The sequence below is a fragment of the Kitasatospora sp. NPDC092039 genome (genome assembly GCF_044756065.1).
Taxonomy (GTDB): Bacteria; Actinomycetota; Actinomycetes; order Streptomycetales; family Streptomycetaceae; genus Kitasatospora.
On record NZ_JBIVSD010000020.1, the window covers coordinates 21169 to 33124 of the forward strand.

Annotated in this window: 10 protein-coding genes; 3 read left to right on the top strand and 7 right to left on the bottom strand. The window is 74.0% G+C overall.

Translation table 11 applies throughout. The features are described 5' to 3' along the window. The first annotated feature begins 64 nt into the window (after nucleotides 1-64). Together ACIQI7_RS31240 and ACIQI7_RS31245 are read left to right on the top strand one after the other, a co-directional pair. The gene (locus ACIQI7_RS31240; protein WP_401116600.1) at nucleotides 65-1660 is read left to right on the top strand and encodes an ATP-binding protein; all 1596 of its coding nucleotides are present in this window, start codon (nucleotides 65-67) and stop codon (nucleotides 1658-1660) included. Continuing rightward, the gene (locus tag ACIQI7_RS31245) at nucleotides 1660-2346 is read left to right on the top strand and encodes a response regulator (RefSeq protein ID WP_401116603.1); all 687 of its coding nucleotides are present in this window, start codon (nucleotides 1660-1662) and stop codon (nucleotides 2344-2346) included. The genes ACIQI7_RS31240 and ACIQI7_RS31245 overlap by 1 nt, the downstream gene beginning before the upstream one ends. A gap of 93 nt (nucleotides 2347-2439) precedes the next feature. On the opposite strand, the gene ACIQI7_RS31250 is transcribed toward ACIQI7_RS31245, so the two are convergent. The 6 genes from ACIQI7_RS31250 to ACIQI7_RS31275 all read right to left on the bottom strand — a co-directional run bounded on the left by ACIQI7_RS31250 (nucleotide 2440) and on the right by ACIQI7_RS31275 (nucleotide 9809). Further along, nucleotides 2440-4221, bottom strand: coding sequence for a cation acetate symporter (locus tag ACIQI7_RS31250; protein WP_401116606.1), 1782 nt, complete (start codon nucleotides 4219-4221; stop codon nucleotides 2440-2442). Further along, a complete protein-coding gene (locus ACIQI7_RS31255; protein WP_401116609.1) occupies nucleotides 4218-4643 on the bottom strand; it encodes a DUF485 domain-containing protein in 426 nt (141 codons plus the stop codon). The genes ACIQI7_RS31250 and ACIQI7_RS31255 overlap by 4 nt, the downstream gene beginning before the upstream one ends. 326 nt (nucleotides 4644-4969) lie before the next feature. Then, nucleotides 4970-5596, bottom strand: coding sequence for a response regulator (locus ACIQI7_RS31260; RefSeq protein WP_401116820.1), 627 nt, complete (start codon nucleotides 5594-5596; stop codon nucleotides 4970-4972). 142 nt (nucleotides 5597-5738) lie between these two features. Beyond that, nucleotides 5739-6872: a sensor histidine kinase gene (locus ACIQI7_RS31265; RefSeq protein WP_401116822.1), complete on the bottom strand. Its 1134-nt coding sequence runs from the start codon at nucleotides 6870-6872 to the stop codon at nucleotides 5739-5741. Between the two features lie 182 nt (nucleotides 6873-7054). Next, the gene (locus ACIQI7_RS31270; RefSeq protein ID WP_401116612.1) at nucleotides 7055-7540 is read right to left on the bottom strand and encodes a DUF1453 domain-containing protein; all 486 of its coding nucleotides are present in this window, start codon (nucleotides 7538-7540) and stop codon (nucleotides 7055-7057) included. 157 nt (nucleotides 7541-7697) lie between these two features. Beyond that, the gene (locus ACIQI7_RS31275; protein WP_387759537.1) at nucleotides 7698-9809 is read right to left on the bottom strand and encodes a type IIA DNA topoisomerase subunit B; all 2112 of its coding nucleotides are present in this window, start codon (nucleotides 9807-9809) and stop codon (nucleotides 7698-7700) included. 537 nt (nucleotides 9810-10346) lie between these two features. Between ACIQI7_RS31275 and ACIQI7_RS31280 the strand changes: the two genes are divergently transcribed. Beyond that, nucleotides 10347-10580 carry a hypothetical protein gene (locus tag ACIQI7_RS31280; protein WP_387759535.1) on the top strand — a complete coding sequence of 78 codons (234 nt, stop codon included), beginning with the start codon at nucleotides 10347-10349 and terminating at the stop codon, nucleotides 10578-10580. Nucleotides 10581-10831: 251 nt separating this feature from the next. Here ACIQI7_RS31280 and ACIQI7_RS31285 read toward each other — a convergent pair whose 3' ends face one another. Next, nucleotides 10832-11632: a S1 family peptidase gene (locus tag ACIQI7_RS31285; RefSeq protein ID WP_401116824.1), complete on the bottom strand. Its 801-nt coding sequence runs from the start codon at nucleotides 11630-11632 to the stop codon at nucleotides 10832-10834. Between the last annotated feature and the right edge of the window lie 324 nt (nucleotides 11633-11956).

Below are 11956 nucleotides of genomic sequence, written 5' to 3' on the forward strand. Positions count from 1 at the left end.
TCCCGCCCCGTCCCAGCCCGCCCATCTGCGCAGAACCGCCCGAAGCCGCCGAGAGGAGGCCCGGATGAAGCTCCCCCGCGGACCCCGTCGGGTCTTCGCCCAGCTGCTGCTGAGCCAGACCGTCGTGACCGTCGGTGTCACCGCCGTGACCGCCGGACTGTTCCTGGCCCCGGTCAGCAGCGAGCTGGACCACGACGCGATGCAGCGGGCGCTGTCGATCGCCCAGGCCACCGCCACCGACGAGAGCATCGCCCGGGCCGCCGCCGGCCGCGACGTGGTGGCCGCGCAGCGCAACGCCGAGCAGATCCGGTTGGCCACCGGCGCCAGCTTCGTGGTGGTCACCGACCTGGACGGCATCCGGCTCTCGCACACCGACCCGGGCCGGATCGGCCAGCGGGTCAGCACCGACCCGGAGCCCGCCCTCAGCGGCCGCAGCGTCACCGCCATCCAGCAGGGCACCCTGGGCCGCACCGCCCGCGGCAAGGTGCCGCTGCGGACGGCGGACGGCCGGATCGTCGGCGAGGTCTCGGTCGGCATCAGCGACGACTCGATCCGCCGCCGGCTGCTGAAGATGCTCACCGGCATCCTGCTGTGCGCGGGCGCCGGCCTGGCCGCCGGGACGCTCGCCACCCTCCTGCTGGCCCGCCGCCTCAAGCGCCGCACCCACAACATCGCGCTGGCCGACATCTCCGCCCTGCTGGTGGAGCGGGAGGCGATGCTGCACGGCATCCGCGAGGGCATGGTGGCACTGGACGAGCGCGGCCGGGTCCGGCTGGCCAACGACGAGGCCGTCCGGCTGCTCGGCCTGCCGGAGGACTGCACCGGCCGCCCGATCGGCGCGGTGCTGCCACCGGGCCGGCTGGCGGACGTCCTCGCCGGGCGGATCGCCGGCGCCGACCTGCCGGCCGTACGGGACGACCGGGTGCTGGTGGTGAACCGGACGGCCACGCCCGAGGGCGGCGCGGTGGTGACCCTGCGCGACCGCACCGAGCTGGAGTCGCTGGTCCGCGAGCTGGACACCACCCGCAGCCTGACCGAGGCGCTGCGCGCCCAGGACCACGAGCACGCCAACCGGATGCACACCCTGCTGGGCCTGCTGGAGCTGGGCCGTCACGAGCAGGCGGTGGCGTTCATCTCGGAGCAGTCCGGCTCGCACGCCGTGGTCGCCGCGCGGATCGCCGAGCAGGTGCGGGACCCGCACGTGGCGGCGCTGCTGGCGGGCAAGACCTCGGTGGCGGCCGAGCGCGGGGTGCGGCTGACGCTGGCCCCGGCGGCGCACCTGCCGGACACCGTGGTGGACGCCCGGGCGCTGGTGACAGTGCTCGGCAACCTGGTCGACAACGCGGTGGACGCGCTGGCCGCGGGCGGCGGGGGCCGGGTGGAGGTGAGCCTGGCCGCGGCCGGCCCGACCCTGCTGCTGCAGGTCGCGGACAGCGGCCCGGGGGTGCCGGAGGCGCTGCGCGAGCAGGTCTTCGAGGAGGGGTGGACCAGCAAGGACGCGCCCGCGCACCGTCCGCGCGGGCTGGGGCTGGCGATGGTGCGGCGGCTGGTCGAGCGGACCGGCGGCCGGATCGTGCTCGACACCGGGCCGCTCGGCGGCGCCCGGTTCACCGTCGAGCTGCCCGAGGCCCTGCTCACCACTCAGCTCGCGGAGGCGTGATGATCGACGTACTCGTGGTGGACGACGACTTCCGGGTCGCGGACGTGCACGCCGCCTACGTGGCCAAGGTCCCGGGCTTCCGGGTCACCGGCACCGCCCACTCGGCCGGGGAGGCGCTGGCCGCCCTGGAACGCCGCCCGGTGGACCTGCTGCTGCTCGACCACCACCTGCCCGACGAGACCGGCCTGGCCCTGGTGCGCCGGCTGCGGGAACGCCAGGTGTCCTGCGACGTGATGATGGTGACGGCTGCCCGGGACGTGTCGACGGTGCACGCCGCGATGCAGCACGGCGCGCTCCAGTACCTGGTCAAGCCGTTCACCTTCGCCGGACTGCGGGAGAAGCTGGTGGCGTACGCGCAGCTGCGGCACGCGCTCGCCGCCCCGGCCCGGGAGGCCGGCCAGGACGAGGTGGACCGGCTGTTCGCGACCCTGCGCAGCGCCGCCGCCCCGGCCGGGACGCTCCCCAAGGGCCACTCGGCGCCCACCACCGACCTGGTGATGGGCGTACTGCGCCGGGCCGGCCGGCCGCTGTCCGCCCAGGAGGTCGCCGACGCCACCGGGCTGAGCCGCTCCACCGCGCAGCGCTACCTCAAGCAGCTGGAGCGGGACAGCCGGCTGCGGCTGACCCTGCGGTACGGCGACACCGGCCGCCCTGAGCACCGCTACGGGCTGGCGGCCCGGGCCTGACGCCCCCCGCCCCGGCCGCGCCGCCGGCCCGGGGCCGGACAGGGGGGAACCCCGGCGGCCCCAGGCCCGCCGGGGTTCCCCGGGCGCGACGGCTCAGGCCGCGCCCGCACCGGTGAGGGCACGGACCTCCAGCTCGGCGAACCGGTCCGGGTCGGCGGGCTCGGACGAGGTGACCGTCCCGATCCAGCCGGCCAGGAAGCCGAGCGGGATGGAGACGATGCCCGGGTTCTCCAGCGGGAACCAGTGGAAGTCGAGGCCGGGGAAGAGCGCCTCGGCGGAGCCGGACACCACCGGCGAGAAGCACACCAGCACGATCGCCGGGACCAGCCCGCCGTACACCGCCCAGACCGCGCCCCGGGCGGTGAACCGCGACCAGAACAGGCTGAACAGCAGCACCGGCAGGTTGGAGGAGGCGGCGACGGCGAAGGCCAGGCCGACCAGGAAGGCGACGTTCAGGTGCTGGGCGAACAGGCTGATCACGATCGCCGTCGCCCCGATCCCGGCGGCGGCGATCCGGGCGACCACCACCTCCTGCTGCTCGCTGACCTGGGAGGTCGACTCCTTCCCCGACCGGGAGGCCGGGACGGTCTCGCCCCGACGGCGCCGACCGCGGCTGCCCTTCACCTGCTCGCGCGCCGGCCGGGCGCGCCAGGCGCCGGCCCAGATGTCGTGGGCGAAGGCCGCCGAGGAGGCCAGGGTCAGCCCGGCGACCACGGCGAGGATGGTGGCGAAGGCGATCGCCGAGATCAGGGCGAACAGCACCACCCCGCCGGTGCTCCCGTTGCCGCCACCGAGCGACAGGGCGAGCAGCGGGACGGCGGTGTTGCCGGCCGAGTTGGCGTGCCGCACCTCGGCCGAGCCGATCAGCGCGGTGGCGCCGAGGCCGAGCACGATGGCCATCAGGTAGAAGCTGCCGACCAGGCCGATCGCCCACATCGTGGAGCGGCGGGCGGCCCGCGCGGTGGGCACGGTGTAGAAGCGGGACAGGATGTGCGGGAGGCCGGCGGTGCCGAGCACCAGGCCCAGGCCGAGGCTGACGAAGTCCAGCCGGTTGGTGATGCTGCCGCCGTACTTGAGCCCGGGCTCCAGGTAGTGGTGCCCGGCGCCGCTGTGCTGGGCGGCCTGGCTCATCAGCTCGCCGAGGTCCCCGTGGAAGCGGACCACCAGCAGCACGGTGAGCAGCACCGAACCGCCGGTCAGCAGGAAGGCCTTGATGATCTGGATCCAGGTGGTGGCCCGCATCCCGCCGATGGTGACGTAGACGATCATCAGGGCGCCGACCGCGATGATGGTCCAGGTGCGGGCGTGCGGGCTGCCGGTGCCGAGCAGCAGGGCGACCAGCGAGCCGGCGCCGACCATCTGGGCCACCAGGTAGAGCAGGGTGACGACGACGCTGGCGCCGCCGGCCGCGGCGCGCACCTTGCGGCGGCGCAGCCGCAGCGCGAGCACGTCGGCGAGGGTGTACCGGCCGGCGTTGCGGACGAGTTCGGCGACCAGCATCAGCACGACCAGCCAGGCGACCAGGAAGCCGACGCTGTAGAGCACGCCGTCGTAGCCGTACAGCGCGATCAGCCCGGCGACGCCCAGGAAGGAGGCGGCGGAGAGGTAGTCCCCGGAGAGCGCGAAGCCGTTCTGCAGCGGCGTGAAGTCGCGGCCGCCGGCGAAGAAGTCCTCGGCGGCGTTGCCCTGGCGGCCGACCCAGAGGGTGACGCCCAGGGTGACCAGGACGACCACGGCGAACAGCGCGATGGCGAGCGAGTGGTGGTCGCCGGTGGGGGCGACGGGCGGCGGGGTGGCGGTCGACACGGTCTGGACCGCGGTCTGTACGGCGGCCTTGGCCGCGTCGGTGGGCACGGTGAGCATTCCGGTCGTCATCGCAGTTGGTCCTGGGTGTCCCAGCGCAGGCCCAGGGCGGCGCGGTCGCGCTTGGTCCGGGAGTTGCGGGCGTAGAGCCAGGTGAGCAGGAAGGTCGTGGCGAACTGCAGCAGCCCCAGCAGCCAGGCCACGTTGAGCGGGCCGGCCACCGTCCTGCGCATCAGGTCGGGGGCGCCGGCCTGGGCGGCGACGAACAGCAGGTACCAGGCGAGGAAGGCACCGGTGATCGGGAAGACGAACGTCCGGTAGCTGCGGCGGATCTCCCGGAAGGCGGTGCTGGCCTGGACCGCCCGGTACACCTCGGTGCGGTCGGCGACCGGCTCCTCGGCGAGCGGCTCGCCCGGGCGGGCCTGGTCCTCGGGATCGGCGGGAGTGGTCTGGGCGAACGGCTCGACGGCGGCCCCGTGGACGGGCGCGCCCACGGCCGCTGACCCGGCGACGGCCTCTGCCGACTGGGCCGTGCGGGCGTGGTCCGTACGGGCGGGGCCGGACTGCGCCGGTACCGCCGTTCGGAGGTGCGCAGCCGATGGCTCGGCGGACTCAACGGGGATGCCGGCGGCCGGAGCGGCCCACCAGTCGAATTGCTGTCCCGGGCCGGGACTGCTCGTCTGCTGCTGTGGCACTGCTGCTCCTGGACGGCCGGATGTTCTGACCCGAACCATGATGGCGGCCCTTGGAGAGCGCCCCTGACCATCGCAGATACGTTCACTCGATGAGGTGATCGATCATCCGACAGACGCTCATCCGACTACTGCTGCTTCCTGGTGATTCCGTGTCGGAACGCGTACGCGACCGCCTGCGCCCGGTCCCGTACCGCGGTCTTGGCGAACAGATTGTTGATGTGGGTCTTCACGGTGGCCTGGCTGACGAACAGCCGTTGGGCGATCTCGGCGTTGGACAGCCCCTCGGCGATCAGCGCCAGCACCTCGGCCTCCCGGGCGGTCAGCCCGTCGGGCAGCTCCTCCGGCCGGGTCCCGGGCCGCTCGGCGCCCGGTCCGGCGCCGCCGCGCTGCTCCGAAAGCCGCTCCAGCAACCGGAGTTGGACCTGCGGGGAGAGCCCCGCCGCGCCCGAGCGGACGTCCGCGACGGCCCGGGCGATCTCCTCGGCGCCAGCGTCCTTGGTGAGGTAGCCGCGCGCCCCGGCCTGGAGCGCCGGGAACAGCGAGTCGTCGTCCGCGTAGGTGGTCAGCACCACGACCTCGGTCCCCGGGTGCGCCGCGCGGATCCGCCGGGTCGCCTCGACGCCGTCGCAGCGCGGCATCCGCAGATCCATCAGCACCACGTCCGGGTGATGACGCTCCACCAGGGCGACGGCCTCCTCCCCGTCCCCCGCGGCCCCGACCACCTCGATGCCGGGCAGCAGCCCCAGCAGCATCACGATTCCCTCGCGCACCACCGTCTGGTCGTCCGCGACCAGCACCCTGGTCACCTCCGGATCGCTCACGCGCCCACCTCGCCGCGCCCGGCGGTCGCTCCGCGGAACGCGCGCCCTCCGACGACGGCCTCGCCGCTCCCACTCACTCCGGCACCCGCAGCAGCACGCGCCACCCTCCGTCCTCCGGGCCGGCCACCAGCGAGCCGCCGAGCAGTTCCGCGCGTTCGCGCATTCCCAGCAGACCGTACCCGCTGCCGCTGGCGGCCAGCTCCGCCGGCGCACCCTCGCCCTCGGACCAGCCGCGCGGCGGCCGGGTGTTGCGCACCTCCAGCTCCACCGCGCCGTCCAGGTAGCGCAGTTCGACGGAGCAGCGGGCGCCGGCCGCGTGCTTGCGGACGTTGGTCACCGCCTCCTGCGCGGTGCGCCGCACCGCGAGGGAGGCCTCGGCGGCGAGCGGCCGGGGCGTGCCGGTCACGACGAGGGCGGCCCGTTCCCGGCCGGTCAGCTCGACCAGGAACTCCCCGACCGGGGTGAGTTCCCCGCGCAGCGCGGACAGCGCCTGCCGGGTCTCGACCAGCCCGTCCTGCGCCATCCGCCGGGCGGCGACGACCCGTTCGCGGATCTGTTCGCGGTCCGTCCCGGCGTCCAGCATCAGCCGGGCCGCCTCCAGGTGGACGAGCTGCGCGGAGAGGCTGTGGGCGAGCACGTCGTGGATCTCCCGGGCGATCCTGGCCCGTTCGGCGAGCGCCGCGCTCTCCGCCTCGGCGGCCCGGGCGGCCCGCTCCTGGGCGAGCAGCCGGCGGGAGGTGCCCCGGGCCTCGACGTCCAGCCGCAGCAGGTAGCCGAGCAGGATGATCCCGCCGACGGTGGCCGCGACGCTGAGCCAGCTCGCCGTGGTGACCGCCGCGTACGAGGCCAGCGAGGCCGCCGACGTGACCAGGCCCGGCACGGGCGGCATCCGGACCAGGGACATCACCGCCAGGCCGTACCAGAGCACGTCGGCGAGCAGGGTCGCCCGGCCGCTGTCGGCCAGCCAGGCGGCGCCGAGCACCGCGCCGGCCAGCAGGTACGCGGGCAGCGGGCGCTGCTCCCGGGTGGCCCGCAGGAAGGCCGCGCAGAGCCCGACGGCGGTGGCCAGTCCAGCCGCCGCGGCCACCGCCGCCCAGCCGGCGAACCCGCCGTCGGCGAAGGTCCCCCAGACGACGGTGACCAGCAGCACGCCCCGGCCGAGCACGGTGAGCACCCGCCGCGGCCGGCTCTCGGCCTCGCGGTCCATCCCCTCGCGGGAGGGCCAGCGGGTCCAGTACCACCCGGCCACGGGTGCCTCCTCGGTGTTCACGGCGGTGGGTCGGGTCAGCGGTCGAGGGGTGCGGACCGGGGCCGCGGGCCAGCGGTTCGGGCCAGGGGCTCGGGTCGGGGGCTCGGATCGGGATCCGTACGGCCGCGGATCCACGCGGTTCAGTGCACGGCGGCGACGGGCGGTGCGGGCTCCAGCGCCCGGGCCCTCCAGTTGACCACGAACGAGCGGACCAGCAGCAGGACCGCCATGCCGAGCATCAGGGAGCTGCCGGACTGGTGGACGTGCGACGCGGCGCCGATCCCGTACAGGCCGGTCCGGACCACGATCATCCCGATCCAGGCGGCCACCGTGGCCCTGGTGCCCTTGGCCATGACCGAGCCGTCCTCGGCCCTCCAGAGCCGGACCGTCCAGCCCCAGGCCGTTCCCGTCCCGAGCACCGCGACCAGCCCGGCGGCCAGCAGGACCGCCGACAGCGCGGCGTGCCGGTGGTCGACGATCTGCGGGTCCCGCAGCGCGAGCGCGCCCAGGACGAGCGGCAGCACCCAGAAGCGGCGGTCGGTGTCCAGGCGCTGGGCGCGCATCTGGCGCCGGACCACCAGGACCGCCACGACGGCGATCACGAGCAGGTTGGCGAGGGCGGTCATCGGACTTCTCCGTCCGGGGAGAGGGCTGGTCACTGACCTCTCCGACGCTACGGACGCGCCGGTTCCCGCTGATCGGAGCCGGGGTGGACCCCGGGTGGAACGCGGACGCGCGGGGCCTCCACCCGTGGGTGGAGGCCCCGCGCGGACGGAGTGCGCGTCAGGCGTCGATGCGGGAGCGGTCCAGGGTGGCCGCGGAGTCCACGATGAACTCCTTGCGCGGGGCGACGTCGTTGCCCATCAGCAGGTCGAAGATCTTCTCGGCCTGCTCCAGGTCGCCCAGGTTGATCCGGCGCAGCGTGCGGTGGCGCGGGTCCATGGTGGTCTCGGCCAGCTGGTCGGCGTCCATCTCGCCCAGCCCCTTGTAGCGCTGCACCGGCTCCTTCCAGCGCAGGTTCTTGCGCTGGAACTCCAGCAGCGTGGAGCGCAGTTCGGCGTCGGAGTAGGTGTAGTGGTACTTCTCCTGGCCGCGCTTGGGGTTGGTGAGCTCGATCCGGTGCAGCGGCGGCACGGCGGCGAAGACCCGGCCCTGCTCGACCATCGGCCGCATGTAGCGGTGGAAGAGGGTCAGCAGCAGGGTGCGGATGTGCGAGCCGTCGACGTCGGCGTCGGCCATGAAGATGACCCGGCCGTAGCGGGCCTGGTCGATGTCGAAGGTGCGGCCGGAGCCGGCCCCTATCACCTGGATGATCGCGGCGCACTCGGCGTTCTTGAGCATGTCGCTCACCGAGGCCTTCTGCACGTTCAGGATCTTGCCGCGGATCGGCAGCAGCGCCTGGAACTCGGAGTTGCGGGCGAGCTTGGCGGTGCCGAGCGCGGAGTCCCCCTCGACGATGAACAGTTCGCTGCGGTCGACGTCGTCGCTGCGGCAGTCGGCCAGCTTGGCCGGCAGCGAGCTGGTCTCCAGCGCCGTCTTCCGGCGCTGGGCCTCCTTGTGCTGCCGGGCGGCGACCCGGGTGCGGGCCGCCGCGACGACCTTCTCCAGCACGGCCCGGGCCTGGAGCTTCTCGTCCTTCTTGGCCGAGGTGAGGAAGGCCTTGAGCTCCTTGGCGACGACGGCGGCGACGATCCGGTTGGCCGCCGAGGTGCCGAGCACCTCCTTGGTCTGGCCCTCGAACTGCGGCTCGGCGAGCCGGACGGTGACCACGGCGGTGAGCCCCTCGGTGGCGTCGTCCTTGGTGATGTCGTCCTCGGCGACGCGCAGCAGCTTGGCCGCGCGCAGCGCCTCGTTGACCGTCTTGGCCAGCGAGCGCTCGAAGCCGGTGACGTGGGTGCCGCCCTTGGGGGTGGCGATGATGTTGACGAAGGAGCGCAGCGTGGTGTCGTAGCCGGCGCCCCAGCGCAGCGCGATGTCCACCCCGAGGTGGCGGGTGACCTCGGTGGGGGTCATGTGGCCGAGGTCGTCCAGGACCGGCACGGTCTCCTTGAAGGTGCCCTCGCCGCGCAGCCGCAGCACGTCGCAGACCGGCTTGTCGGGGGCCAGGAACTCGCAGAACTCGGCGATGCCGCCGTCGTAGCGGAAGACCGACTCCTCGATCTGCTCGCTCTCGGTGAGCCGCTCGTCACGCACCACGATGGTCAGGCCGGGGACCAGGAAGGCGGTCTGCCGGGCGCGGCTGTGCAGCGTCTCCAGGGAGAGCCGGGCGTCCTTGAGGAAGATCTGCCGGTCGGCCCAGTAGCGGATCCGGGTGCCGGTGCGGGTCTTCGGCACCTTGCGGGCCTTGGTCAGGCCGTTGCCGGGCTCGAAGGGCGCGTCCGGGCTGGTCTCGGTGAAGATGCCGGGGGTGCCGCGGCGGAAGCTGATCGCGTGGGTGTGCCCGCCGCGGTCGACCTCGACGTCGAGGCGGGCGGAGAGCGCGTTGACCACCGAGGCGCCGACGCCGTGCAGACCGCCGGAGGCCGCGTAGGAGCCGCCGCCGAACTTGCCGCCGGCGTGCAGCTTGGTCATCACGACCTCGACGCCGGACAGCCCGGTCTTGGGCTCGACGTCGACCGGGATGCCGCGCCCGTTGTCCCGGACCTCGACCGAGGAGTCGGGGTGCAGCACGACGTCGATGCGGTCGCAGTAGCCGCCCAGCGCCTCGTCGACGGAGTTGTCGATGATCTCCCAGAGGCAGTGCATCAGACCGCGGCTGTCGGTCGAGCCGATGTACATGCCGGGGCGCTTGCGGACCGCCTCCAGCCCCTCCAGGACGAGCAGGTGCCGCGCGGTGTAGTTGGAACCGTCGTCGCCGGCCAGCAGCGCGGACGGCACGGTCGTTTCGGCACTCACGCGGCACTCTCCTCGGTGAAGTTCTGTCTCATCGGTCACATCCGGACGCATCCGGACCAAACGCCAGTGCAGCACGCGGCACCGACATCCGTCGCCCTGCGTGCCCGACCCCCTGCTCCGGGTGCGCAGCACGACGGGTCGGCCCCGCGCAGCTTGTACGCGCTGCGCGAACAAGCACCGCACCCGGGTGCGGACCCCGGGGGCGCCATCTCCTCCCGGTACCACCGGTCCTGGCGGATCGTGGGGCCGGCGCAGGCTCCGGAACTGCCGTTATGCAGGCTACCGGGGCCCGGGACGGGGCTTATGCTCCAACCCGGCAGAGGATTATGCTACGCGGACCTCGTACCCGATCCCGATCGGGCGTTCGAGCGAGGGGCGGATCCCGGGATTCGGCACGCATGAACCACCGGCGCCCGGGGCACGTCCTCATCAACACAGCAGAATCCTCAGAGAAGAAAAGCCACGAGCGGGAACGTTTTCGGCCTGGTTGGATGTTGACCCTGGTACGACAGCTCGTCGAGCTAGAGAAGAGGCGACGTGACTACTGTTCTGACCCCTGCGAGCCCGCTCACCGCGGCTGACCGCTGCGACCGCTGCGGCGCCCAGGCCTACCTGCGCGTCGTACTCGCCAGCGGCGGAGAGCTGCTCTTCTGCGCCCACCACGGCCGGAAGTTCGAGCCCGAGCTCAAGAAGATCGCCGTGGAGATACAGGACGAGAGCGGCCGTCTCACCACGACGGACGCGGCCACGGCCGCGGACGAAGAGCGCTGATACCGGGCGCCAAAACCAGCAGCCGGCGTCGAGCTGTGTCCGGTCGCGCACCGCGCGCGACCGGTGGGCCGGGCGGCTGACCCCCTCGGGGGCCGGCCGCCCGGCTCTGCTGTACCCGGCACGTGCTCCCCGCCCCCGTGAGGGCCCGGGCCCTCACGGCCGACGCTCCGTCAGGACCCGGCCGCAGCACGTGACCAGCCGCTCACCCACCGCGATCCGGGCGATCCCGGGCACAGCGCGTGGGCGGGCGTTCACAGGACCGAGCGCACCGCGTCCGCGACCGACGACACCCTGGTGTAGACGCCCGGGTGGCCCGCCTCGGCGCAGCCCGTCCCCCAGGACACCAGGCCGACCAGCCGGCCGTCGACGACCATTGGGCCGCCGCTGTCGCCCTGGCAGGCGTCCTTGCCGCCCCGCTCCTCGCCCGCGCAGACCATGCCCCGGGCGTCGAACTTCCCGTCCTGCCCGCCCGGATAGGCCTGCGCGCAGGCGTGGTCCGGCACGATCGGCACGGCCACCCCGCGCAGGGTGGGCGAGTAGTCGCCCCGCCCGGTGGTGTCCCCCCAGCCGTACACCTGCGCCGTCGTCCCGGCCGCGTACGGCGCGGTCTCGCCCTGGCCGACCACCTCGACCACCGGGCGGGCGCCCTGGGACTCCGCGAGGGTGAGCACCGCGACGTCGTTCATGTTGGCGGCGAAGGAGTAGTCGGGGTGGATCCAGACCGACCGCACCGCCACCTCCCGACCGACCGTCCCGCGCATGTCGTCCCGGCCGACGATCACCTTGAGTCCCGGCCGATCCACCCGGCCCTTGGACTCGTCGTAGAAGCAGTGCGCGGCCGTGACCACCTTGGTCGGGGTGACCAGCGCACCCCCGCAGAACTGGCCGGACCGGCCGCTGCCGAACTGCTGGCGGCTGGACAGCGCCACGATCCACGGGTGGTCCGCGGTGCTCGCCGCGGTGCCGCCGACCACCCGGCGCTGCGCCTCGGCCGGTGCCGCAGTGCCGAGGGCGACCAGCGGGACGGGCACGGCGGCGAGCAGCGCCAGCACGGCGGCCCTGCGGCGACGGCCCGCCCGGACCTCGGCCGGATCGGTCGGGTCGGCGGGGCCCGCCGGGAACGGGGTGGTCGTCGGCAGGTCAGTGCGGTCCGGCTCGGTCGGCACCGTGACTCCAGGGGCTCGGTAGCAGGCAACCGACACAGCGTAGGTGACCGGCTACACGGTGCGACCGCTTCCCGCCGCGCCGCCACCCGGACGAGGGACAACCACCACCCGGACGCTGACGGGCCGCACACCGGCACGTCCGGAACCGGGACAGGCCGGGAGACCGACGGGCCGCGCCCGGACAGCCGCGAAGGCCCGGAGCCGTGCGGC

Bases quoted from the DNA above. Each gene is read 5' to 3' on its own strand.
- ACIQI7_RS31240 (WP_401116600.1), top strand. From the start codon at position 65: ATGAAGCTCCCCCGCGGACCCCGTCGGGTCTTCGCCCAGCTGCTGCTG.
- ACIQI7_RS31245 (WP_401116603.1), top strand. From the start codon at position 1,660: ATGATCGACGTACTCGTGGTGGACGACGACTTCCGGGTCGCGGACGTG.
- ACIQI7_RS31250 (WP_401116606.1), bottom strand. From the start codon at position 4,221: ATGACGACCGGAATGCTCACCGTGCCCACCGACGCGGCCAAGGCCGCC.
- ACIQI7_RS31260 (WP_401116820.1), bottom strand. From the start codon at position 5,596: ATGCTGCTGGGGCTGCTGCCCGGCATCGAGGTGGTCGGGGCCGCGGGG.
- ACIQI7_RS31265 (WP_401116822.1), bottom strand. From the start codon at position 6,872: ATGGACCGCGAGGCCGAGAGCCGGCCGCGGCGGGTGCTCACCGTGCTC.
- ACIQI7_RS31270 (WP_401116612.1), bottom strand. From the start codon at position 7,540: ATGACCGCCCTCGCCAACCTGCTCGTGATCGCCGTCGTGGCGGTCCTG.